This is a genomic window from Streptomyces sp. DSM 106670, assembly GCF_055792845.1.
Genome location: NZ_CM147704.1, coordinates 2,648,940 through 2,670,656 on the forward strand (window position 1 = coordinate 2,648,940; position 21,717 = coordinate 2,670,656).

Annotated in this window: 17 protein-coding genes and 1 pseudogene; 11 read left to right on the top strand and 7 right to left on the bottom strand. The window is 74.8% G+C overall.

The window, feature by feature from the left end:
- Window positions 1-200: 200 nt before the first annotated feature.
- Window positions 201-2,102, top strand: coding sequence for an AfsR/SARP family transcriptional regulator (locus ACSMXR_RS11715; RefSeq protein WP_473171809.1), 1,902 nt, complete (start codon window positions 201-203; stop codon window positions 2,100-2,102).
- On the opposite strand, the gene lanKC is transcribed toward ACSMXR_RS11715, so the two are convergent.
- The 4 genes from lanKC to ACSMXR_RS11735 all read right to left on the bottom strand — a co-directional run bounded on the left by lanKC (window position 2,089) and on the right by ACSMXR_RS11735 (window position 6,712).
- Window positions 2,089-4,776, bottom strand: coding sequence for a class III lanthionine synthetase LanKC (gene lanKC / locus ACSMXR_RS11720; RefSeq protein ID WP_473171810.1), 2,688 nt, complete (start codon window positions 4,774-4,776; stop codon window positions 2,089-2,091). The two genes, ACSMXR_RS11715 and lanKC, sit on opposite strands and share 14 nt — an antisense overlap.
- Before the next feature lie 11 nt (window positions 4,777-4,787).
- Window positions 4,788-6,059, bottom strand: coding sequence for an MFS transporter (locus ACSMXR_RS11725; protein ID WP_218527429.1), 1,272 nt, complete (start codon window positions 6,057-6,059; stop codon window positions 4,788-4,790).
- A gap of 243 nt (window positions 6,060-6,302) precedes the next feature.
- Window positions 6,303-6,461 (bottom strand): hypothetical protein, encoded by a 159-nt coding sequence (locus ACSMXR_RS11730; RefSeq protein ID WP_165891054.1) that lies wholly within the window; start codon window positions 6,459-6,461, stop codon window positions 6,303-6,305.
- Between the two features lie 89 nt (window positions 6,462-6,550).
- Window positions 6,551-6,712, bottom strand: coding sequence for a hypothetical protein (locus ACSMXR_RS11735; protein WP_170994579.1), 162 nt, complete (start codon window positions 6,710-6,712; stop codon window positions 6,551-6,553).
- 334 nt (window positions 6,713-7,046) lie between these two features.
- Here ACSMXR_RS11735 and ACSMXR_RS11740 point away from each other — a divergent pair, with 334 nt between their 5' ends.
- The 7 genes and pseudogenes from ACSMXR_RS11740 to ACSMXR_RS11770 form a co-directional block, all read left to right on the top strand.
- Window positions 7,047-8,210 carry a radical SAM protein gene (locus ACSMXR_RS11740; RefSeq protein ID WP_473171811.1) on the top strand — a complete coding sequence of 388 codons (1,164 nt, stop codon included), beginning with the start codon at window positions 7,047-7,049 and terminating at the stop codon, window positions 8,208-8,210.
- Entirely contained in the window at window positions 8,207-8,971 is a 765-nt protein-coding gene (locus ACSMXR_RS11745) for an iron-containing redox enzyme family protein (RefSeq protein ID WP_218527427.1), read from the top strand. The genes ACSMXR_RS11740 and ACSMXR_RS11745 overlap by 4 nt, the downstream gene beginning before the upstream one ends.
- A complete protein-coding gene (locus ACSMXR_RS11750) occupies window positions 8,968-9,186 on the top strand; it encodes an aroma-sacti cluster domain-containing protein (protein ID WP_103508274.1) in 219 nt (72 codons plus the stop codon). Before ACSMXR_RS11745 ends, ACSMXR_RS11750 begins: the two co-directional genes overlap by 4 nt.
- Before the next feature lie 90 nt (window positions 9,187-9,276).
- Window positions 9,277-12,534 carry an adenylate/guanylate cyclase domain-containing protein gene (locus ACSMXR_RS11755; protein ID WP_473171812.1) on the top strand — a complete coding sequence of 1,086 codons (3,258 nt, stop codon included), beginning with the start codon at window positions 9,277-9,279 and terminating at the stop codon, window positions 12,532-12,534.
- A 3-nt stretch (window positions 12,535-12,537) separates the two neighbouring features.
- Window positions 12,538-13,482, top strand: a complete 945-nt coding sequence (locus ACSMXR_RS11760; protein WP_239144251.1) for a S8 family peptidase — start codon at window positions 12,538-12,540, stop codon at window positions 13,480-13,482.
- Complete coding sequence (locus ACSMXR_RS11765; protein ID WP_337964319.1) at window positions 13,466-14,089, top strand: GAF domain-containing protein; 624 nt, start codon at window positions 13,466-13,468, stop codon at window positions 14,087-14,089. Before ACSMXR_RS11760 ends, ACSMXR_RS11765 begins: the two co-directional genes overlap by 17 nt.
- An 86-nt stretch (window positions 14,090-14,175) precedes the next feature.
- Window positions 14,176-14,841, top strand: a pseudogene (locus ACSMXR_RS11770) (sugar phosphate isomerase/epimerase family protein); the annotation flags it as partial.
- On the opposite strand, the gene ACSMXR_RS11775 reads toward ACSMXR_RS11770, so the two are convergent.
- Window positions 14,783-15,829 carry an EamA family transporter gene (locus ACSMXR_RS11775; protein ID WP_455680180.1) on the bottom strand — a complete coding sequence of 349 codons (1,047 nt, stop codon included), beginning with the start codon at window positions 15,827-15,829 and terminating at the stop codon, window positions 14,783-14,785. The pseudogene ACSMXR_RS11770 and the gene ACSMXR_RS11775 overlap by 59 nt on opposite strands.
- Before the next feature lie 113 nt (window positions 15,830-15,942).
- Here ACSMXR_RS11775 and ACSMXR_RS11780 point away from each other — a divergent pair, with 113 nt between their 5' ends.
- The 3 genes from ACSMXR_RS11780 to ACSMXR_RS11790 all read left to right on the top strand — a co-directional run bounded on the left by ACSMXR_RS11780 (window position 15,943) and on the right by ACSMXR_RS11790 (window position 19,607).
- On the top strand, window positions 15,943-16,851 hold the full coding sequence (locus tag ACSMXR_RS11780) for a LysR family transcriptional regulator (RefSeq protein WP_364884131.1): 909 nt from the start codon (window positions 15,943-15,945) through the stop codon (window positions 16,849-16,851).
- A gap of 134 nt (window positions 16,852-16,985) precedes the next feature.
- On the top strand, window positions 16,986-18,818 hold the full coding sequence (locus ACSMXR_RS11785) for a glycoside hydrolase family 3 protein (RefSeq protein ID WP_473171813.1): 1,833 nt from the start codon (window positions 16,986-16,988) through the stop codon (window positions 18,816-18,818).
- A 126-nt stretch (window positions 18,819-18,944) separates the two neighbouring features.
- On the top strand, window positions 18,945-19,607 hold the full coding sequence (locus ACSMXR_RS11790) for a hypothetical protein (RefSeq protein ID WP_032787512.1): 663 nt from the start codon (window positions 18,945-18,947) through the stop codon (window positions 19,605-19,607).
- Between the two features lie 20 nt (window positions 19,608-19,627).
- On the opposite strand, the gene ACSMXR_RS11795 is transcribed toward ACSMXR_RS11790, so the two are convergent.
- Both ACSMXR_RS11795 and ACSMXR_RS11800 read right to left on the bottom strand, forming a co-directional pair.
- Window positions 19,628-21,109 carry a S28 family serine protease gene (locus ACSMXR_RS11795; protein ID WP_473171814.1) on the bottom strand — a complete coding sequence of 494 codons (1,482 nt, stop codon included), beginning with the start codon at window positions 21,107-21,109 and terminating at the stop codon, window positions 19,628-19,630.
- 91 nt (window positions 21,110-21,200) lie between these two features.
- A complete protein-coding gene (locus tag ACSMXR_RS11800) occupies window positions 21,201-21,566 on the bottom strand; it encodes a hypothetical protein (protein ID WP_137232926.1) in 366 nt (121 codons plus the stop codon).
- Between the last annotated feature and the right edge of the window lie 151 nt (window positions 21,567-21,717).

Consider the following 21,717-nt stretch of genomic DNA (forward strand, 5'->3'; position numbering starts at 1 on the left):
CGCATCAGGGGCGGGCGGAACCTTTGCACCCGGGCCATGGGGGCCGACGCGGGCAACATGGGGGCGTCAGGCGGTTTCGGTCGGGTGCGCGGCCGGAAAATGCGGGCGGGGCCCCGATGTGCGGGGGCCGGACCGGCAGCAGGATCGGGGCGTGCGTACGGCCCACTCCGCCGCCCGTCCCCGTTTCCGGAGGCCCGCTGATGACCCGACCTCCCGTCCGTACCGGTTCCGCAGGTGCGGTGTACTTCTCGCTGCTCGGCCCGCTCACGGCCCGGCTGGACGGCCGCGAGCTGCCGCTCGGCCCGCGAAAACAGCGCCTGGTCCTCGCCACCCTGCTGGCCCGCCCCAACACCCCCGTACCGGTTGATGTGTTGACCGACGCGGTGTGGCCGGACGACCCGCCCCGCACCGCCCGGAAGAACCTCCAGGTGTACGTCAGCGCCGCCCGCGCCCTCCTGGGCCCGGCCGGGGACGGGGGCCGGGACCGGGTGGTGCACGGCTGCGGGGGCTATCTGCTGCGGATCGCCGAGGGCGAGCTGGACACCCTGCGCTTCGGGTCGCTGGCCCGGGCGGGGCGGGCGGAGGCCGGACGGGGCGATCTGCGGTCCGCCGCCCGGCTGTTGCGGGAGGCGCTGGACCTGTGGGAGGGGCCGCCGCTGAACGATCTGCGGGACTCCGCCGGGGTGGCCGAGGAGGCGGACCGGCTGGAGGCCCGCTGTCTGACGGTCTACGAGGACTGGGCGGAGGCGGAGATCGAGCTGGGCCGGGCGGCCGTCGCGGTGGACGGGCTGCGGGACCTGGTCGAGCGCCATCCGCTGCGGGAGCGGCTGCGGGCCGCCTGGATGAACTCGCTGCACCAGTCCGGCCGGCAGGCCGAGGCGCTGGCGGTGTACGACGACTACCGGCAGCTGATGGCACGGGAGTTGGGCCTGGAGCCGAGCCCGGCGATGGCGGCGCTGTACCGCTCGATGCTCGGCCGGGGGCGCGAGGCCCGGCGGCCCGCCGCCGCCCGGGAGGCGTTGAGCGCGGTGGCGCTGCCCGCCTGTACCGGGGCCTTCACCGGTCGCCGCGACGAACTCCGCGATCTGCTCGATGTGTTGGGCGGCGAGGAGCGCGTGGTGGTCGTCTCGGGCCCGGCCGGGGCGGGGAAGTCGGCGCTGGCGGTCCGGGCGGCCCATCTGCTCGGCGACCGGTTCCCCGACGGCCGCGTCCATGTGCGGGTGCGCCGGGAGGACGGTACGGCGCGCGGCCGGGAGGAGATCCTGGCGGAACTGGGGCGGCTGTGCGGGGTGCCGGAGGGGAACGCCGCCCCCGAGGACGCCTGGCAGGAGTGGCTGGCCCGGCACCGGGCGCTGGTCGTCCTGGACGACGTGCCGGACGAGGCGTCCGTACGGGGGCTGCTGCCCCGGTCGGGCGCCTGCTCCGTACTGGTCACCGCCCGGGGGCAGTTGGCCGGGCTCGCCCCGGTGCACCGGATCGCGCTGCCCGTGCTGGCGGACAGCGAGGCCCTGGAGCTGCTGGGCAAGCTGATCGGGATCGGGCGGCTGCGGACCGACCCGGCGGCGGCGTTGCGGATCGTCCGGGCCTGCGGGGCGCTGCCGCTCGCGGTGGAGGTGAGCGGGATGCGGCTGGCGGTGCTGCGGCATCTCCCGCTGGCGGAGTACGCGGCCCGGCTGGAGGATCCGTCGGCCGCGCTGGACGAACTGGTCGCCGGGGACGTCTCCGTACGGCACCGGGTCGCGTCCGGCTGGCAGGATCTGGCGGACGGCGACCGGTGGGTGCTGGGGCGGCTGGCCGGGCTCGCCGAGGCCGGGGGCTTCACCCTGGACCGGGCCACGGCGGCGCTGGGCTGCGGGGAGCGCGCGGCGATCCGGGCCGTCGAGTCGCTGATCGACGCCGGTGCGGTGACCTCGCCCGCCGGAGAGGTCACCGCACACGCCGCGCTGTACGAGGTGCCGCGGCTGCTCGGCCTGTACGCCCGCGAGCGGGGGGCGTCGGGGCGGGGCGGTGGCCTGCCTGCCGACGCCCGCGTGCCCTCCCCCGGCGGCTTACCCGCCCACACCGGCATGCCGGTGGCGGCCGGTCCGCTCAGCCCAGGGTGAGCAGCTTCAGCAGATCGTGCGGGCGGTCGTCGGCGGGGGTTCCGTAGCCGGACCCCTCGGTCTCCGCCCCGTCCGCCCCGTCCGCCCCGTCCGCCCCGTCCGCCCCGTCCGCCCCGGCCAGGAAGTGCAGGGCCAGCAGCAGCCCGGCCGCCCCGGTGGCCAGGTCGGCGGAGCAGCGTCGTAGGCCCGCCCCGGGCACCAGCAGCCGGTCGCCGTCGGCGATCAGGTGCCAGGACAGGTTGCGTACGGAGGCGAGCACCCCCGATCCGGCCGGGCCCCGCTCCAACTGGCGGGCGGTGGCGACGAGTCCGGCCCGGCCGGTGAAGAGCCCCGGCTCCCGGACGAACTCGTTGGTGCAGCCCTTGTGCACCCCGGGCAGCAGTGCGGCGAGCGCGGGCGCCTCGTGCCGGGCCAGGTAGGCGTGGGCGACCAGGGCGAAGCCGCCGCTGCCCTGGTCTAGGTAGAGCAGGTGGCGGCGGCCGTCCTTGACCTGGACGGTGCCGTCGGGCATCGCGACGCAGTGGCCGGAGTCGCGGTACAGGGCGGTGCGGGCGGCGCGCAGCAGCCACTCCTCGCCGGTGAGCGCGTGGAGTTCGAGGTGCAGCAGGGCGACGCCGCTCAGTCCGCGCAGCAGCCCGGCGGAGGGCGGGGCGGTGAGGCCGCCGCCCGCCCCGCCCTCGCCCCGGACCAGGCAGTCCAGATCCCAGGCGGTGCGCAGGGCCGTCTCCAGCAGCTCCGGGTCCGGGGCCGGGCCTGACGCCGGAGCACCGTCCACCGAGCCCGTACCCAGGGCCGACGTACCGGCCGTGGCCAGCCGGAGCGCGGCCAGGGCCGTGCCCGCGCGGCCGGTCAGCAGGTCGGCGCAGGCGGAGGGGTGTGCGGCGGCGGCCCGGGCGAACAGCTCCCGCGCCTCGTCCGGGCGGCCGAGCCGGGCCAACACCGCCGCCGTGCCCGGCAGTCCGTCGAACAGGCCGCCGGGCGACGCCGGGTCGCGATGACGGGCGGCGTCCACGAGCCAGTCCGTCCAGGCGTCCGGGACCGGGGCCCCGACGCGGTGGAGGGCGTACAGGACGCCGGCGGCCCCGTGCGCCAGGTCGCTGCCGCCGGTGGCGAAGGACTTCGGGTCGCCGGGGAAGAGCCGGTCGCCGCGCTCGGGCGTCGCGCCCGCGTGGATTCCGGCGAGCAGCCGGGTGCGCAGGCCCGCCCAGTCGGGGGCGGGGCCGTCGAGGAGGGCGGCGATCTCGCGCTCCCGGTCGTCCGCCACGGTCCGCAGGACGGCGGGGCGGCGCGGGCCCGCGTCGGACGCCAGGCCGTACCTCCGGCGGGCCCAGCGTTCCAGGGTCAGGGCCTTGGCCCGGTCGTGCCCGGCCAGCTCCATGAGCGGCATCAGCATGCTGAGCCAGGTCGCCCAGAGGGCGTAGCCGTCGGCCTCGGCGCCGGGGGTGCCGACGGGCGCCTGGAGGCCCGGCGCGCCCGCCAGCGGGGTGTCCTGGTCGTCGAGACCGACGGCGTACTCGAAGTCGATGAGGGCCACACGGCCGTCGGGGCGGACGATGATGTTGTTGGGGTGCAGATCGCCGAAACGCAGGCCCCGGGCGTGAACAGCGGCCAGGGCGCTGGTGAGTTGTCCGGTGATCGAGTCCACCCATGCGGTGTACGGGGCGAGTTCGGCGGCGGTGCCCGCCCCGCGCACGAGGGCGAAGCGGGCGACGATCTCCTCCAGGAGGGTGTTCCCCTCGATGTGCTCCTCGATGAGGAAGTGGTGTTCCCACACGGTCGTCACCCCGTGCACCTTCGGTACGCAGTCCAGTCCGGCCAGCGCGGTCAGGGCCCGGTGCTCACGGTGCAGCCGGGTCACCGCGTCGTCGCCCGCCCCGTCGAGCCCGCAGTGCGGCCGGGCCTCGCGGAGCACCACCTGCCGGCCGGTGTCCCGGTGCCGGGCGAGGTAGATGCCACCGGCGTTGGAGAACTGGAGGGCCTTGGTGACGGTGTACGGGAACGCGGCGTCCCCGGCGGCGGCGCGGGCGGCCAGATGCGGGCGCAGCGCCCCGGGCACGGTGACCCACGGCGGCACCCGGAACACCACGCCGCGCTCGTCGGGCACCAGGTGGCCCGACGGATGGCGCAGGGCGGGCACCCGTTCGCCGTTCGCGTCCCGGCACCAGCGGGCGGTGAACGCCCCGTACCGCACGTGCACCGGGGTGTCGCCGATCCGGAGGTCGCTGAGGATGTACGGGCCGCTCCGGCCCGCGAGGACCCGGGTCAGCTCGTCGAGCAGCCGCAGGAAGACGGCCTCGTCCGGCGGGTAGAGCGTGAGGAACTTCCCTGCGCCGGAGCGGGACATGTACTTGCCGGACATCAGCAGCAGCGCCTGCTCGCTGCGGAGGAACTTGAACGGCACCCCGTGGGCGAGGCAGACCCGGGTGGTGTCGCGCAGCGTCGCCTCCGCCTCCTCCGGGACCGTGGAGACATGGATCTTCCAGCCCTGCGCGGCCGGTTCACCGCGCTCCGGCACCATCGAGGTCCACAGGCCGCCCGGGGTCCGGCACCAGCCGTCGGGGGGCGGGGCGGAGTCCAGCGGGTAGCGGGTCCCCTCGTCCCGCAGCCGGGCCGGGGTGTCGTAGTACGTACGGTCGGCGAGGCAGTAGAGCTGGGTCTGCTGCGGTCCGGGCACGGCGTTTCTCCTCAGAGTGCGCCGGGACGACCGGCGGTGTCGTGGGCGGGTCGGGGCTCTTCCGCCGGGCGGGCGGGTTCCGGGGCCGCCCCGGCGCGTACGGAGGGGGCGAACGTCACCACGGCCGCCGAGACGGCCAGCACGCACCCGGTCACCCCGAAGGCGGCGCTGCTGCCCAGGGCGGTCAGCAGCGCGCCGCCCGCCAGCGGCCCGAACGGCTGGACCACCGAGGACAGGAAGGAGGCCGCGCTCTGCACCCGGCCGAGCCGGTCCTCCGGGGTGACGATCAGCAGGGTGGAGAGGAAGCCGATGCTGGCGACCGTCGACAGGCCCATGCAGAGCGCGCACAGCAGGCCGGCCAGCAGCGGACTGCTGAGCCAGGCCAGCGCGGCGGCCGTCGCGACGCAGCTCCAGCAGGTGATGACGATGAGCGTCCGGACATGGCGGTCGGGCGCCAGCCGGGGCGCGAGCAGGGCGCCGACGAGGGCGCCCGCCGAGACGCAGGTGATGACGAACCCGCCGCCGAGGCCGGAGCGCCCGCCCTCGGAGAAGACGGCGAGCGCGGTGAAGGTGAGGGCGCCGAACGCGAAGTTCATGCCGAGGCCGAAGACGAGCAGCACCGTACGCAGATAGGGCAGCTGCCACAGGAAGGTGAGCCCGGCGGTGAGCTCCTGGCGGCTGAACACCGAACCGGCCTTGGTCCTGGCCTCCGAGCGGGTCCGCACGAGGGCCACGCAGACCGTCGAGAGGAACAGTCCGACGAACTGGGCGATGAACGGCAGGGCCTGGTGCACGCCGAACAGCGCACCGCCGACGAGCGGGCCGACCAGCCGGACCGTGGAGGTGCGCGCCTGGAGCCGGGCGGTCGCCGTGCCCATCTGGTCCGGCGGCACGACCGCGCGCATCAGACCGAAGGCGGCGGGGGCGTAGACGCTGTTCAGTACGGCGCCCGCGGTCGCGACGAGCAGGACGAGCACCATGGGGGCGTGCCCGTTCCACACGGCGAGGGTCAGGGCGGTCACGGCCGCCAGGCTCCCCACGTCGCACAGCCGCATCAGCCGGCGGCGTTCGACCCGGTCGGCCATCACCCCGCCGGGCAGCATCGTGATCAGCACGGCGCAGATGGACACGGTGCCCACCGCGCCGGCCTGCACAGCGGATCCGGTCTCCCGGAGGATCAGCAGGGGCAGCGCGAGGGCGCCCATCTGGCTGCCCAGAACGGCGAAGAGGCCGCTCATCCAGAGCAGCCGGAAATCCCGGTTGGAGCGGAGCGGCGTGGCCATCGGGGGCTCCCGGAGGTCGTCGGACAGGGCACAGCAGGACATGGTCAGGACATGGGTGAGGTGGCGGGGCAGGGGGCACGAAGCGCGGCGGGGCGGCTCCGGTGTTCGCGGAGCCGCCCCGTACCGCCTGTCCCCGCCTGTCCGCCGGCCGGGCGCCGCGGCGGCGAGGCGTCGGCCTCGGCCCGCCGCGGCGCACGGCCCGGTGTGCTCGGCGCCCTGGTCGGCGCCGCGCTGCGCCTGCGGTCAGCGCTGCGATTCGACGACGCTCAGCACGCTGATGCAGTTGCCGTCGGTCGTGTCGCCGCCCTGCACGGACGTCTCCTGGAGGTCCAGCACGGAGTGCGCCTCGACCTCGGGGGTCTCGTTGGTCTCGTCGCCGGCCGGCTTGGTGTTCTCGGACATGGTCGTCTCCATCCACTCGTCACTTGGTCACTGCGGAACGACCGGAAACCCCGGGCCGCGGAAGGGCCTTGGGCGTCCGGTGTGCGGGGTCAGTTCTCGACGACGCTCAGCACGCTGATGCAGTTGCCGGGGGGCGCGATGATGTCGCGGTCGCCGTGGACGGCGGTCTCCTGGAGGTCCAGGACGGAGTGCGCCTCGACCTCGGGGGTCTCGTTGGCGTCGTCGGCGGCGGGCTTCGTGTTCTCGGACATGGTGGTCTCCATCCACTCGTCACTGCGGGACCCGGGGCCCGTGGGGAACGCCCCTCGGTGTCCGGTGCGGCGGGCCGGTGCCTGCCGTTGCCGAGAAAGTTAGGAAGCCGGGCCTGGTCATCGCTTCGGCGGCGGTATGGCGGCGGTATCGGGCCAGTTCGGGCCCGTCCGGAGCGGGCCGGGCCCGCCTCCGGAGCCTCCGGCGACGGTCCGGGGATCCGTCCCGACCTGGGCCCATACCGCCTTCGAAGCGATTCCGGACCGTCCGCGAACCGGTTCCGCACAGCCTGGGTACGCGCCCGACGCGCACCGGCCCCGAAGGAGGCGGCCCACCATGGAACTCGCCGAACTCGTCGCACGGCGGCCCTTCCCGGCCGCCGGTCTGCTCATCGGCCTCACCCGGCGCTGCCCGCTGCGCTGCGCACACTGCTCGACCGGGTCGGACCTGTTCACCCGACAGGAGCCGGACGGCGGTCAACTGGAGCGCTTCGTCGGCTCGTTCACCGAGGAGAACCGGCCCGACGTCGTCATGCTCACCGGCGGGGAGCCGCTGCTGCTGCCCGCGCTCGCCGAGCGGCTGAGCACGCTGGCCCGCCGCGCCGGATCCCGTACCGCGCTGCTCAGCGGCATGTTCTTCGCCCGGAGCGGCAACGGCCGGAGCGGGAGCACCGGGCGGCGGCGCAGTGGGCGCTACGGCGGTCGGCGGGGCGCGGCGATTCCTCCCGCGATCCTGCGCGCGATCCGCTCAGCCGACCATTTCTCGGCCTCCCTCGACGTCCACCACGAACGCGAGGTCCCGCGCGCCGACGTGTTCCGCGCCCTGCACCGGATCCGGGAGGAGGGCGTGGCCGTGAGCCTGCACCTCACCGGGACCGGCGCGGCCGACCCGTATCTCGCCGGCCTCACCCGGGCGGTGGAGGAGGAGTTCGGCGGACAGGTTCCGTGCCTGGTCAACGAGGTGCGGCCGTTCGGCCGGGCCGCCTCCTGGGCCCGGCCCGCCCGCAGTGGCCCGGACCCGGCGGCGGCGTCGCCGTGCTCGATGGCCGCCTGGCCGGTGGTCGCCTTCGACGGCCGCGTGCTGGCCTGCTGCAACCAGGACACCGTCGACCGGCGGCCCGTCCCGGCCCATCTGGACCTCGGGCACATCGGCGCCGACGACTGGGCGACCGTACGCCGCCGGGCGCTGGAGTCCCCGGTGCTGCGGATGCTCCGCACGGTCGGGCCCACGCATCTGGCCGCCCGGTACGGCTCCGGTCCCCCGGCGGGCTCCTACTGCGAGGGCTGCCGGGCGCTGGGCGACGACGAGGCGGCGGTGGCCGGGGCCCGGGCGGTGGCGGGCGGGGCGGCCGGGGCGCTGCTGGACCTGACGGCGGCGGTACGCGGCTCCCGCGAGGGCGCGCAGGGCGTCGTGCGCCGCCACGGCTGCGCGGCGTACGCCCCGCTGGTCGTCGCGGGCGGACCGGCCCTGCCGGAGACCGGCGCGGAGGACGTCCGATGAGCGCGCCCGCCCACACCTCCGCGGGCGCACCGCCCGGGCGTGCCGGGGCCTCCGCGCGCCTGCGGGTCAAACTCCTGCTGCTGGAGCCGGAGTTCCGGGACGCGACGCACCATATGTGGCGCGCCGAAGGGCTGTTGCCGCGCTACCGGACGTATCTGTGCACCATGCACGCCGTCATCCGCGCCTCCGTCCCGCTGATGGAGCTGGCCCTGCGCCGGGCCCGCCGACTGCAGGCTTCCGGCGACCCGTCGGCGGCGCCGCTCGCCGCGTATCTGGAGGAGCACATCCGGGAGGAGGAGGGCCACGACGACTGGCTGCTGGAGGACCTGCGTGCGGCGGGCGGCACGCCCGAGGACGCGCTCGGCCCGCTGCCCTCGCCGCTGATCGCCTCGCTCGTCGGGTCCCAGTACTACTGGATCGAGCACCATCACCCGGTCGCCCTGCTCGGCTACATCGCCGTACTGGAGGGCTACGCGCCCGCCCCCGGCCTCACCGGCCGGATCGCCCGGCTGACCGGGCTGCCCGCCGCCGCGCTGCGGACCGTACGGGAGCACTCGGTGCTCGACACGGAGCACTTGGACGAGCTGTACGCGCTGCTGGACCGGCTGCCGCTCGGCCGGGAGCGGGAAGCGGCCGTGGCGGTCAGCGCGCTGCACTCCCTCGACGCGCTCACCCGGCTGTTCGTCCGGCTCGGGCGCTCCGCACCGGCGCCGTCGCTGCGGGGAGCCGGACCTGTCCCACCGATGGGAGTCACACCATGACCGGACCACCCGAGAACGGCGAACGGCCCGTGCTGCCCGACGCGTTGTACGAAGCGGGCTTCCCCGTGGACCTCCTCACCGAGGAGCAGCGCGAGGTACTGAGCGGGCTGACGCCGGAGGAACTGGCGCTGCTGCTCGATGTGAAGAGCCGGCTGGACGCCGTCGGTCCCGAGGTACAGGCGCACGGCGAGATCGCCGGCGGCGCGCTGTTCTGACCGGCGACCGATCAGCGGTACGGGCCCGTAGCCGGCGAGCGCCGGAAGCGGGCCCGTACCCGCCCGACATCCCGGAGAGAAGGACCCGCCATGAACTGCCTCTCGTGCCGGCAGGATCTGCCGCCGACGGCCCGCTTCTGTTCCTCCTGCGGAACGCCGTGCGCGACCGCCGCGGACACCGCCGGTACCCCGGCTGCCGCCGCGACCGCTTCCGCCGTCGTCCCGGCCGGTGACGAACGCAAGCCGGTGACCGTGCTGTTCTGCGATCTCGTCGGGTCCACCGCGCTGTCCGGGGTGCTCGATCCGGAGACGCTGCGCACGGTGACGCTGCGGTACTTCGAGGCGATGAGCGCGGAGATCGTGGCGCGGGGCGGCACTCCGGAGAAGTTCATCGGGGACGCGGTGATGGCGGTGTTCGGCGTGCCGGTGGTCCGTGACGACGACGCCCGCCGGGCGCTGGCGGCGGCGCTCGGGATGCGCCGGGCGCTGGCCCGGCTGAACGAGGAGCTGACCGCCACCCTCGGCATCGAGCTGGCCACCCGGATCGGCGTCAACACCGGTCAGGTAGTGGCGGGTTCGGACGCGACCGCCCGGCAGGCCCTGGTCTCCGGGGAGACCGTCAACATCGCCGCCCGGCTGGAGCAGAACGCGGGCCGTGGCGAGATCCTGATCGGCCCGGGGACGCTGCTCGCCGCCGGTCCGACGGTGCGCGCCGAGCCCACCGGGCCGCTGCGGCTGAAGGGCAAGCGGGACAGCGTGGAGGCCTACCGGCTGCTCGCGCTGGGCGCGGACGACCCCGAGCTGCTGCGCCGCTTCGACGTCCCCTTCGTCGGCCGCGACGCCGAGCGGCACGCACTGGACGCCGCCCTGGAACGGGCCGTGACCAGCGGCGGGGCCGGGCTGCTGCGGGTCACCGGGGAGGCGGGCATCGGCAAGACCCGGCTGGTACGGGAGTGGCTGGCGGAGCGGTCGGCGTCCGGCGCGCTGGTGTACGGGGCGGGGCGGTGCCGCAGTTACGGGGACCACGGCACCCTCGCCGCGCTGGCCGACGCGGTCCGTTCGCTGGTCGGCCCCCCGATGAGTCCACCGGCGGGTCCCGCGGAGGCCGACGGGGCGCGGGGCGGAGCCGACGGGCTGGCGGTCGACGACGCGATGGCCCTGCTATCCGGGGGCCTGCTGCGCGACGGCACGCCGAACGCGCCCTTCGAGGACATGTGCGCGGCCCTGACGGCGGTCCTGGAGCGGGCCGCCCGTATCCGCCCGGTCGTGCTGGTGCTGGACGACTGGCACGCGGCGGCCCCGCTGCTGGTCCGCACGGTGCACCGGCTGACGGACGGTTCCGGGTGCGCGGGCGTGCTGGTGCTCTGCGCCGGACGGCCGGACGGGCCGGACGAGGACGGCGAACCCCCGGCCGGTGCGGGGCACCTCCAGCTCACCGGCCTCCCCCACGAGGAGGCGGCCCGGCTCGCCGCCGGTCTCGCCGGTCCGGACGGCGGTCCCGCCCCGGTGGACGACCGGGTCCTGGCACGGGCCGGGGGCAATCCGCTCTACCTGGAACAGCTCCTGGTCGGCGACCGCGAGGACCCGGCGACCGCTTCCCGCCCCGGCGGCGGCCCGGCCCCCGACGAGGATCTGCCGCCCACGCTCCAGGCCCTCCTCGGCGCCCGCATCGGGGCCCTGGCCCGGGCGGAGCGCGGGGTGGTGGACCTGGCCGCCGTGATCGGCCGGGAGTTCACCGCACCGGAACTGGTCCGGCTGGAGCTCTCCGTACAGGCCGGGGAGGGCCACGGCCCCGGTCCGCTCGCGGGCGCGGCCGCCCCGGAGCACCGGCGGCGCGTCGACGAGGCGCTGGCGGTGCTGGGCCGCCGCCGGCTGGTGGAGTCGGGGCCGCCGGGCGGCCGGGAGGAGGCGGCGTACCGGTTCAGCAGCGGGCTGGTCCATGAGGTCGCGTACGCCTCGCTGTCCAAGCGGGCCAAGGCGGACCGCCATGCCTGGGCGGCGGAGCTGCCCAGCGTGCTGCGCGCCGGCGACGGTGCGGTGGGCGGCCATCTGGAGCGCGCCTACCGCTACCGCGCCGAGCTGGGCCTGCTGGACGACGCGGCCCGGCGGCTGCGCGACCGGGCCGCCGCCGCGCTGGGCCGGGCCGGGGCGCAGGCCGCCGCACGGTCCGATCTGCACTGGGCGCACGGGCTGCTGGAACGCGCGGTGGACCTGTGCCCCGGCGACCCGGCGTCGGCGCGGCGGCTCGGCGAGGTCCGCCTCGCGCTGGGCCGCACCGGCGAAGGGGCCGAACTGCTGCGCCGGGTACGGGACTCGGGGGCCGACGCGGTGGAGGCCGCGCATGCCCGGCTCGCGCTCGCGGTGCTGGATCCGGGGGCCGGACCGGGCCCCGCCGCCGTGGCCCGTACCGTACTGCCGGTCTTCGAGGCGGCCGGGGACTCGACCGGCCGGGCCCGCGCGCATCTGCGGCTTGCCCAGCAGTTCCAGCGGTCCGGGCGGCACGAGGAGGCGGAGCGGGACCAGGCGCGGGCCCTGGAGCACGCCGTGCTGGCCGGTGCGGAGCCGGAACGGGCCGGGGCGCTCGGCGCGATCGGCATCTCGCTGTGGCGCGGGCCGGTTCCGGTGCCCGCCGCGGTGGTCCGCTGCCGGACGCTGCTGGCGGCGCACGGTGCGGGCCGGCCCACGGTCCGGGTCACGCTCAACTGCCCGCTGGCGGTGCTGTACGCGCTCCAGGGCCGGACCGAGGAGGCGCAGGGCTGCCTGGCCGAGGCGGAACGGCTGGCCGGGAAGCTGGGGTTCGCGGAGGCGGAGGTCTTCCTGCCGGTGTTCCGGGCGACGGTGGAGGCGCTGTCCGGCCGGAGCGCCGCCGCGCTGGAGCTGCTGGGCCGGGCGGACGCGGCGGCCCGGCGCACGGGGGCGGCCGGGATGCGGACGGCGGTGGCGCTGGACGCGGCCCGCCTGGAGCTGGACGAGGGCCGCGAGGACCTGGCCGCCGCCCGGCTGGCGGGCGTCGGCGACACCTCGGGGCTGAGCCGTGCGGACGCGGTGGATCTGGCGGGGCTGCGGGCCCGGCTGGCGGCCCGGTCCGCACCCGAGGAGGCGGCCGGGCACGCGGACCGGGCGGTCCGGGCCTCGCTGCTCACCGATTCACCGCTGGTGCAGGCGACGGCGGAGCTGGACCGGGCGCACACGTTCGCCGCCCTGGGCCGGTGGCCGGAGGCCGGCGCATCGGCCCGGTCGGCCGGGGCGCACTTCACGGGCAAGGGGCATCTGCCGGGGGTGCGCCGGGTCTCCGGGTTCCTCGCGCACCCGCCCCGGGCCATGGCCACGACGAGGGAGAGGAGCTGACCGATGACGACCACGGAACCGGGACGGACACGGACGGGTACGGGGGCGGGGGCGACCCGGTCGGCCCCGGGAGGAACGCGCACCGGGCCCGGGCAGGGGCTGACCTGGAGTCTGCGCGGGCGCGGCCCCGACGACGTACCGGTGCTCGCGGACGCCGGACCGCCGCTCGGCCGCCCCGCCGGGCCCGCCACCGGACGCGGCGTACGCGTGTGCGTGGTGGATTCGGGGGTGGAGCGGGACCATCCGCTGATCGGCCCGCTGGCCGGTTCCTGGGTGGTCGTCAAGGACGGGGAGAGCGGGGAGATCGCGGTCGAGCCGACGACCACCGGGGACACCTGCGGGCACGGCACCGCGTGCGCGGGCATCGTCCGCAGGACCGCCCCGGAGTGCGAGATCCACAGTGTGCGGGTGCTCGGGGAGCGGTTCTCCGGCACCGGCGACGTCCTGATGGCCGGGCTGCGCTGGGCGGTGGAGCAGCGCTTCGACGTGGTCAACCTCAGTCTGTCGACGACCCGTACCCGGTTCGCGCAGGAGCTGCACAGCCTGGCCGACAGCGCCTACTTCGCCCGTACGGTGATCGTCGCCTCGGCCCACAACACCCCGGTGGAGAGCTTCCCCTGGCGGTTCGCTTCGGTGATCTCGGTGGGCAGCCACCAGGAGGACGATCCCGAACTGCATCTGTACAACCCGGATCCCCCGGTGGAGTTCTTCGGCCCGGGCCAGAACGTGACCGTGCCGTGGCTGGGCGGCCGGACGATCCGCACCACGGGGAACAGCTTCGCCACGCCGTACGTCGCCGGGCTCTGCGCCCGCGTCCTGTCCGCGCATCCGCGGATGACGGCCTTCCAGCTCAAGAACGCCCTCTATCTGTCCGCGGCCAATGTGCGCCACGCACCGCGTCCTTCTTCCACCCCGGCAGGAGATACCCGTGATGACTCCGAGAACTGATTCCGCCGCCCCCTTCTCCGCCGCCGCCACCGCCACGGTCGCCGACGCGCCGCGCAGCGAGTTGCTCCAGTCGGTCGTCGACGTGGCCCGCGCCATCTTCGGGGCCGAGGCCAGTTCGGTCTTCCTGCTCGACGAGGAGGCGGACGAGCTGGTCTTCCAGGCCGTGTCCGGGCAGGGCGAGGAGTTCCTCGTGGGCCGCCGGTTCCCGGCCGGGCGCGGGATCGCCGGGTGGGTGGCGACCTCCGGCGAGCCGATGGTGGTGGACGATCTGAGCGCCGATCCGTCCTTCGACCGTTCGCTGGCGGAGTCGACCGCGTATGTGCCGAACGCCCTGATGGCGGCCCCGCTCATCAGCGACGCCCGGATCCTCGGCGTACTGGAGGTGCTGGATCCGTCCCCGCAGGCCCGGTCGGGCGTCCGGGAGCTGGATCTGCTCGCGATGTTCGCCCGGCAGGCCGCCGCCGCCCTGCGGGTGCTCACGCCGGAGCGGGTGCGCGAGGCCGAGCAGCGCGCGGTGTCCGCCGGGGGCGCGCTGGAGGGTGCGCGGCGCGAGGACGCGCTGAAGTTGCTGGGTAGCCTGGAGCGACTGCTGCGGGGGGTCGGCTGAGGCAGCCGGTGCCACCGGTGTCCGGGAGTAGCCACCGGCCCGGCGGGCAGGAGCGGGGCGTCGGCACCAAGGGAAGGACACGCACGATGAAGCTCGCTTTCTCCACGCTCGGAGTGCCCGGTACGCCGGTCGCCGAGGTCGTCCGGCTCGCCGCCGACCACGGCTACCAGGGGGTGGAGCTGCGCGTCCATCCGGAGGAGCCGGTGCACCTGGGGCTCTCGTCGCTGGAACGGGCCGATGTGGTCGAGGCGTTCAAGGCCGGCGGGGTGGAGATCCTGGCGCTCGCCGGTTATGTGAAGGCGGCAGCCGAGGGCGACGACGAGGCGGTCCTCGCGGAACTGGCCGAGCTGGTGAAGCTCGCCCGGGACCTGGGCGCGTCCTACGTCCGGGTGTTCCCCGGCGGCGGCGACCAGGAGCAGGCGGAGGCCGACGCGACGGCCGCCCGGCGGCTGGGGGCCGCCGCTCCGGCCGCCGCCGACATGGGCGTGAGCATCCTGCTGGAGACCCATGACTCGCACCGGGCGGGCCTCGACGTCGCCCGGGTCGTCGCCACGGTGGGGCATCCCCGGGTCGGCGCGATCTGGGATGTGCTGCACACCTGGCTCGCCGGTGAGGAGCCGGCCGCGAGCCGTGCGGTGCTGGCCCCGCACCTCGGCTACGTACAGGTGAAGGACGTCGCGTCGGCGCAGGACCTCACTCCGCTCGCACTGGGGGCGGGGGCGCTGCCGCTGGCGGAGTGCCTGGACGGGCTGGATCCGGAGACGTGGGTGTGCTGGGAGTACGAGAAGCGCTGGCACCCGGGGGCGGCGGAGCTGCCGGGTCTGCTGGGCGCGGGGCGTGAGCATCTGCTGCGGCTCGGCGCACCGAAGCAGTAGCGGATCCGGCGGGGGGCCCGACGCCCGAGGTCAGCGCCACCCCGCCCACCAGCAGCGCCGCCGCGCACCAGCGCAGCGGGCTCACCTCCTCGCCGAGCACCAGCGCCGCCGAGGACATCCCGAAGACCGGGACGAGCAGGGTGAAGGGCGCCACGGACGAGGCGGGGTACTGCCGGAGCAGGAAGCCCCAGGCTCCGAAGCCGAACACCGTGCTGACCCAGGCGACGAACAGGATGATGCCCGCCCCGCTCCAGTCGAGCGCGGCCAGCGCCTCCGCGTCCCGGTCCGGGCCCTCGAAGAGGAGGGACAGGCCCAGCAGCGGCAGCACCGGGACGGCCGAGACCCAGACCATGAAGGTCAGCGCGTCCTTGGGGGCGGCCCGGCGGGTGAGCACGTTGGACACGCCCCAGCAGGCCGCGGCGCCGACCACGAGGACGAACGCGAGGACCGGGCCGCCCGCGCCCTCGTCCACGGCGGCCACCCCGATGCCCGCGAGTGCGACGGCCATGCCCGCCAGCCGGACCCGGCCGGGCCGTTCGGAGAGGGCGAGGGCGGCGAACAGGGCGGTGAAGACGGCCTGGGCCTGGAGGACCAGGGAGGAGAGCCCGGCGGGCATCCCCTGGTCCATGCCGATGAACAGCAGCCCGAACTTCCCGACCCCCAGGACCAGTCCGACGCCCACGACCCACTTCCAGGCCACCGACGGCCGACCCAGGAGGAAGATCGCGGGCACGGCGGCGACGAGGAAGCGCAGCGCGGAGAAGAGGAGCGGCGGGAAGTGGTCGAGCCCCAGCTCGATCACGACGAAGTTCACGCCCCAGAGTGCCGCGACGAGCACGGCCAGGGCGATATGGCGTGGACGCATGGGGCGAGCATTCAGCAGGATGACCGTGTAGCACCAGCACCGATTCCTTCATGATGGAATTCAGAGCTGCTGAAGAATGCCCCCCGAAAGACGCCCCGAAGGATGAGGTCACCGTGCTCGATCTGGCCCGGCTGCGCGCCCTGCACGCGGTCTCCGTCCACGGCTCCGTCGCGGGCGCGGCGGCCGCCCTCGGCTACACCCCGTCCGCGATCTCCCAGCAGATCACCAAGCTGGAGCGGGAGACCCGGACGACGTTGCTGGAGCGGCGGGGGCGCGGGGTGGCGCTGACCGAGGAGGCGTTGCGGCTGGCCGGCACGGCCCAGCGGCTGCTGGCCATCATGGAGCAGGCGGAGACGGAGCTGGAGGAGCGCCGGGGGCTGCCGACGGGGCGGCTGACGATCGCCGCGTTCGCCTCGGCCGCGCGGGGGCTGCTGCCGGGGGTGCTGGCCGGGCTGGACCGGGACCACCCGGCGCTGGACGTCCGGCTGGACGAGGTGGATCCGCATCTGTCGGTGGACCTGGCCGCGAAGGGGGTCGTCGATCTGGCCGTGGCGCACGACTGGGACATCGCCCCGCTGCCCGCCCCGGAGGGCCTGGCCCAGGCCGTGATCGGGCTCGACCGGTGCGATCTGCTGGTGCCCCGGGGGCATGCGCTGGCCGGGCGGGACGGGGTGCGGCGCGAGGAGCTGGCGCGCGAGCGGTGGATCTGCCAGCCGCCGGGGACGGTGTGCCACGACTGGCTGGTGCGGACGCTGCGCACGGCGGGGCACGAGCCCGACATCCGGCACCGGGCGGAGGAGAACCACACCCAACTCGCCCTGGTGGCCGCCGGTCTGGGCATCGCGATGATGCCCCGGCTGGGCCGGGGGCCGCTCCCGGACGGGGTGGTGGCGGTGCGTCTGGACCCGGTGCCGGAGCGTCGGCTGTACGCCCTGTGGCGTACGGAGGCGGCGCGGCGGCCGGCGATCACGGCCGCGGTGGACGCGCTGCGGGCCCATGGTGCGGCGGCCGGGCTGGTGTGAGGCGAGTCCGACCCGGCCGCCGACTCTTCTGGCGGTACGTCACTCGCGGTCCCGGCCCGGCCCCTTGACCGGAAGTTACTTTCCCTATAAGCGTACTTCCTTGGAAGTTTCTTTCACCCCGGGAAGGAGCTCACGTGCCCCACCGCACCTCAAGACGCACCCTCCTCACCGCCACCGCGGCCGCCACCGCCGCGGCCGCCACCGGCGTCCTCGCCGCCCCCACCGCCGCCTCCGCGCACTCCGCGGACGGCTTCACCGACCACCGGCTGCGGCGGATCATCGCCGGGATGAGCCTGGAGGAGAAGGTCGGCCAGCTCTTCGTGATGCGGGTCTACGGGCACTCCGCCACCGAGCCCGACCAGGCCGACATCGACGCGAACCTCAAGGAGATCGGGGTTCGTACCGCCGCCGAGCTGATCTCCACGTACCACGTCGGCGGCGTCATCTACTTCACCTGGGCGCACAACACCCGCGACCCGCACCAGATCGCCGACCTCTCCAACGGCCTCCAGCGCGCCGCGCTCGCCGAGCGCCACCGGGTGCCGCTGCTCGTCTCCACCGACCAGGAGCACGGCATCGTCTGCCGGGTCGGCGAACCCGCCACCCTGCTGCCGGGCGCGATGGCGCTCGGCGCGGGCGGCTCGCGCTCCGACACCCGGCGGGCCGCCTGGATCGCGGGCGCCGAACTGGCCGCGCTCGGCATCAACCAGAACTACGCGCCGGACGCCGACGTCAACGTCAACCCGGCCAACCCGGTCATCGGCGTACGCTCCTTCGGCTCCGACCCCGACGCGGTGGCCGGCCTGGTCGCCGCGCAGGTGAAGGGCTACCAGGGCGCGGGCATCGCCTCGACCGCCAAGCACTTCCCCGGTCACGGCGACACGAACACCGACAGCCACACCGGGCTGCCCGTCATCAACCACACCCGCGCCCAGTGGGAGGAGCTGGACGCCCCGCCGTTCCGCGCCGCGATCCGGGCCCGGATCGACTCGATCATGACCGCGCACATCGTGGTCCCCGCACTCGACCCGTCCGAGGACCCGGCCACGCTCTCCCGGCCGATCCTCACCGGCATCCTCCGCGAGGAGCTGGGCTACGACGGGGTGGTGGTCACCGACTCGCTCGGCATGGAGGGGGTGCGCACGAAGTACGGCGACGACCGGGTTCCGGTCCTCGCCCTGCTGGCGGGCGTGGACCAGCTGCTCAACCCGCCGAACCTCTCCGTCGCCTGGAACGCCGTGCTGGAGGCCGTCCGCGGCGGCGAGATCAGCGAGGCGAGGATCGACGAATCGATCCTGCGGATCCTGCGGCTGAAGAACGGACTCGGTCTGTTCCGGGACCCGTTCGTCAGTCACCGGGGCGTCGAGCGCACGGTGGGCAGCCGCGCCCACCGGGCCGCCGCCGACCGGATCGCCGAGCGCACGACGACCCTGCTCGCCGACCCGGGCACGCTGCTGCCGCTCTCCCGCCGCACCCACCGCAAGCTGCTGGTGGTGGGCGCCGATCCGGCCTCGCCGTCCGGGACGACGGGCCCGCCGACCGGCACCCTGGCCCACGCCTTCGGCGAACTGGGCTTCACCGCCCGGGCGTTGTCCACCGGTACGGCTCCGGACCAGGCGAAGATCGCCGAAGCGGTCGCCGCCGCCGAGGGCAAGGACGCGGTGGTCGTGGCGACGTACAACGTCACCGCGAACAGCTCACAGCGCACCCTCGTCACGGCCCTCGTGGCGACCGGCGTCCCGGTGATCACCGTCGCCGTCCGCAACCCGTACGACGTCGCCCACCTCACCGGCACCGGAGTCGCGGCGAGCCTCGCCGCGTACTCCTGGACCGATGTCGAACTACGCGCCGCCGCCCGGGTGATCGCTGGCCGCGCCGACCCGGAGGGAACCCTCCCGGTTCCGGTGCAGCGCGCGGACGACCCGACGCAGGTGCTGTACCCGGTGGGCCACGGACTGACGTACTAGCCCTACGGCGACCGGACGGCACCGGCATCCGGCCGCAGACGCAAAGCGCCCCGCGCACCTGGCGTGGCCCCGCTCCGGCGGGCCGCGCCGGGTGTACGTCTTTACGGACGTATCGGGGGTTTCTTCATGGATGAGCACGCTTCCCCGGGGGCCCGGCGCCGGCCGCCCGCCCCGCTGCCGGTCCTGGGCGCGGTCCTGACGGTCGCCGTCGCCGTGGCCGCGCTCCTGCTGACCGCCTGCCGGATCCCGGACGACGGGACGGTCACCGACGACCGGGGGCCCGTACCCGCACAGCCCGGCCCGTCGCCGTACGGCGTGGTCTTCCTCGGGCCCGGCGACTGCAGTTCGCGGGGGCCGGAGATCCGGGAGGTGTCCTGCCGCAGCGAGAAGGCGGCGGCCACCGTCCTGGCCCGGCACCTCGGCACCCCGGACTCGGGCCCGCCCTGCCCCGGCCCCACCGACTTCGTCCTGCACGTCTCCGAGACGGGCACCGGGGCCCGTTCCCGGCTCACCACCGGCTATGCCTGCATGCGGAATCTGGAGCCCCCGCATCCGGGCGACCCGGGGCAGGGCGGCGGCCCGCTGACCGTGGTCGGGGACTGCGTCACGGCGTCGCGCGCGGGCCAGGTCACGGAGACCGCCTGCGAGGACGCGGGCGGACGCGCCCCGCGCTACCGGGTGGAGTCGGCGGTGCAGCGGCGGGCGCAGTGCCCCGGCACCACGGATCTGTTCGTCGCGCTGGGCGGGGACAGGCCGGTGGGCTGCGCCCGCCGGTCACCGGGAAGGTGACCGGCGGACCCAGCTGACCGCTACGGGCGCAGGGTGGCCTCGTCGCGCTCGATCTCACCGTTGCGCTGGTCCAGCTTCGTGTCGAACTTCGCCAGCGGCTTCGCCTTCGACGGGTCCGCCTCGACGGCCGCCGGGGCGACACCCGCCCAGCGCAGGATGTCGGCGGTGGCCTTCGCCTTCTGCGCCTCGGGGAGACCGGAGACCTTCGAGCCGTGGTTGCCGCCGGGGACGGTGTAGACGGCGCTGTCCTTCGCGCCGCGCCCGAGGCGGAACGGCTCCGCGCTCCACGGGTCGTTCTCGCCGTTGACGTACATCATCCGCCGGGCGTTGTGCTTGACCCAGCTGTCGATGTCCCGCATCGCGCCCCGGTCGAACTTCATCGGGATGGAGCGGGGCACGAAGTTGCGCGGGGGCTGGTAGCCGTAGCGGCTCAGGTTGCCGAGCCAGGGCTGCTTGATGTCCGGCGACCCGAGCTGGGTGCCCGCCTGGTAGTAGTACGGGGTGTACGTCTCCAGACCCTGGTCGGCGTAGGCGGAGAAGCCGGAGATGGCGTCGACGGAGTTCCAGATGTCGTCGTCGGTGGCCTTCTTGGCGTCGGCCGGCAGGTCCACGCAGTCGGCGACCAGGCTGTACTGCCAGAACGCCCACGTGTAGTCCATGACCGTGGCCTCGTAGGCGCGGTCGAGCGAACCGATGGTGTTGAACGTCCAGCCGTTGGCGGCGGCCTGCTCCTTGTACTTCTTCTCCAGCGGGGCCCGGCGGATCAGCGCCTCGCGCTGCACACCGGCCAGCTTGTCGCGGCACTCCTTGGTGCCGACGTTGCGGAAGAACCGGTCGTACGCCGAGTCCTCCTTGTTGTCGACGTCGTTGGGCGCGACGTAGGCGACGACGCCGTCCATGTCCTTCGGGTAGAAGCGCTCGAAGTACGTGGCGGTCATGCCGCCCTTGGACCCGCCGGTGGCCAGCCACTTCTTGTCGTAGATCTTCTTCAGCGCCGTGAACACCCGGTGCTGGTCGCTGGCGGCCTGCCAGATGTCCAGCTTGGACCAGTCGGCCGGGGCCGGCCGGGACGGGGTGAAGAAGCGGTACTCCAGCGAGACCTGGTTGCCGTCGACGATCTGCGCCGGCTCACTGCGGCTGGGGTTGGTCGAGACGTTGTAGCCGCTGGTGAAGAAGACCGTCGGGCGGGAGACGTCCTTGTGCAGCAGGGTGATGCGCTGCTGGAACGTGCCCTTGGACGGGCGCCGGTGGTCGACCGGCTGGGTGTAGTTGAGGACGAAGTAGCGGTAGCCCGCGTACGGCTTCTCCTCGATCAGACTCATGCCCGGGATGGCCAGGATGCGGTCCTTGATGTCCTCGTTGCTCGCTTCGCCGCCGACGGCGCCGCTGCTCCGCTTCGCGGCCGGCTCCGCGGCGGTGGCCGCACCGGCCGAGGCCCCCGTGGCTCCGACCGTACCTATGAGCACGGCGAGCGAGAGAACCCCTGTGAGTGACTTGCGCATGCACTCTCCCCTTGATTCACAACAGTCGCCGTGAACTTATCGGGGCAACACACGCCACGCCAGACCCGGTTGTCCGTGTCAGCACAGGATGTCAGCAGAGGATCCATCCGGTGGAGACCGATTTCTTGCCGATCCCGCCGGTGGCCCGGACGCAGCGGTTCAGCGCGTTGACCGTGACCGGCCCGGCCATCTTCGTGTACGAGCCCTTGTCGGAGACGGTGCGTCCGCCGCGCGGCTGGAGCGTGACGCTCATCGTCCGCCGTTTGCCGGGCTTCTTCGCGACGGTCACCGCGCAGACGTGGGCGCGGCTCTTGTAGACGCGCAGCTCTCCCGTGGAGAACCCGACCGTCTTCGCCGGACGGCCGGTGCAGGCGGAGGCGGCCTGTGCGGTGCCGGGGGCGCCGAGGAGGGGGACGAGTCCGAGCAGCAGGGGCAGGACGAGGAGGCGGACCGGCATCGACCGCTTCCTCGCTGCCGCCGGTCGCACGGCCGCCGGTTTCGCGGCCGTCGGTCTCGCCGGTCCCGCAGCTATGTCGAACACATTCGCCCCCACCTGACGTCTGTACGCACCTGTGCGTTCCTGACTACGACGCAGCGGACGGGTGGGA

Excerpts from the sequence above, each read along its gene's own strand:
- ACSMXR_RS11715 (WP_473171809.1), top strand. The coding sequence starts at position 201 with ATGACCCGACCTCCCGTCCGTACCGGTTCCGCAGGTGCGGTGTACTTC.
- ACSMXR_RS11725 (WP_218527429.1), bottom strand. The coding sequence starts at position 6,059 with ATGGCCACGCCGCTCCGCTCCAACCGGGATTTCCGGCTGCTCTGGATG.
- ACSMXR_RS11730 (WP_165891054.1), bottom strand. The coding sequence starts at position 6,461 with ATGTCCGAGAACACCAAGCCGGCCGGCGACGAGACCAACGAGACCCCC.
- ACSMXR_RS11735 (WP_170994579.1), bottom strand. The coding sequence starts at position 6,712 with ATGTCCGAGAACACGAAGCCCGCCGCCGACGACGCCAACGAGACCCCC.
- ACSMXR_RS11740 (WP_473171811.1), top strand. The coding sequence starts at position 7,047 with ATGGAACTCGCCGAACTCGTCGCACGGCGGCCCTTCCCGGCCGCCGGT.
- ACSMXR_RS11745 (WP_218527427.1), top strand. The coding sequence starts at position 8,207 with ATGAGCGCGCCCGCCCACACCTCCGCGGGCGCACCGCCCGGGCGTGCC.
- ACSMXR_RS11750 (WP_103508274.1), top strand. The coding sequence starts at position 8,968 with ATGACCGGACCACCCGAGAACGGCGAACGGCCCGTGCTGCCCGACGCG.
- ACSMXR_RS11755 (WP_473171812.1), top strand. The coding sequence starts at position 9,277 with ATGAACTGCCTCTCGTGCCGGCAGGATCTGCCGCCGACGGCCCGCTTC.
- ACSMXR_RS11760 (WP_239144251.1), top strand. The coding sequence starts at position 12,538 with ATGACGACCACGGAACCGGGACGGACACGGACGGGTACGGGGGCGGGG.
- ACSMXR_RS11765 (WP_337964319.1), top strand. The coding sequence starts at position 13,466 with ATGACTCCGAGAACTGATTCCGCCGCCCCCTTCTCCGCCGCCGCCACC.
- ACSMXR_RS11775 (WP_455680180.1), bottom strand. The coding sequence starts at position 15,829 with ATGCGTCCACGCCATATCGCCCTGGCCGTGCTCGTCGCGGCACTCTGG.
- ACSMXR_RS11790 (WP_032787512.1), top strand. The coding sequence starts at position 18,945 with ATGGATGAGCACGCTTCCCCGGGGGCCCGGCGCCGGCCGCCCGCCCCG.
- ACSMXR_RS11795 (WP_473171814.1), bottom strand. The coding sequence starts at position 21,109 with ATGCGCAAGTCACTCACAGGGGTTCTCTCGCTCGCCGTGCTCATAGGT.
- ACSMXR_RS11800 (WP_137232926.1), bottom strand. The coding sequence starts at position 21,566 with ATGCCGGTCCGCCTCCTCGTCCTGCCCCTGCTGCTCGGACTCGTCCCC.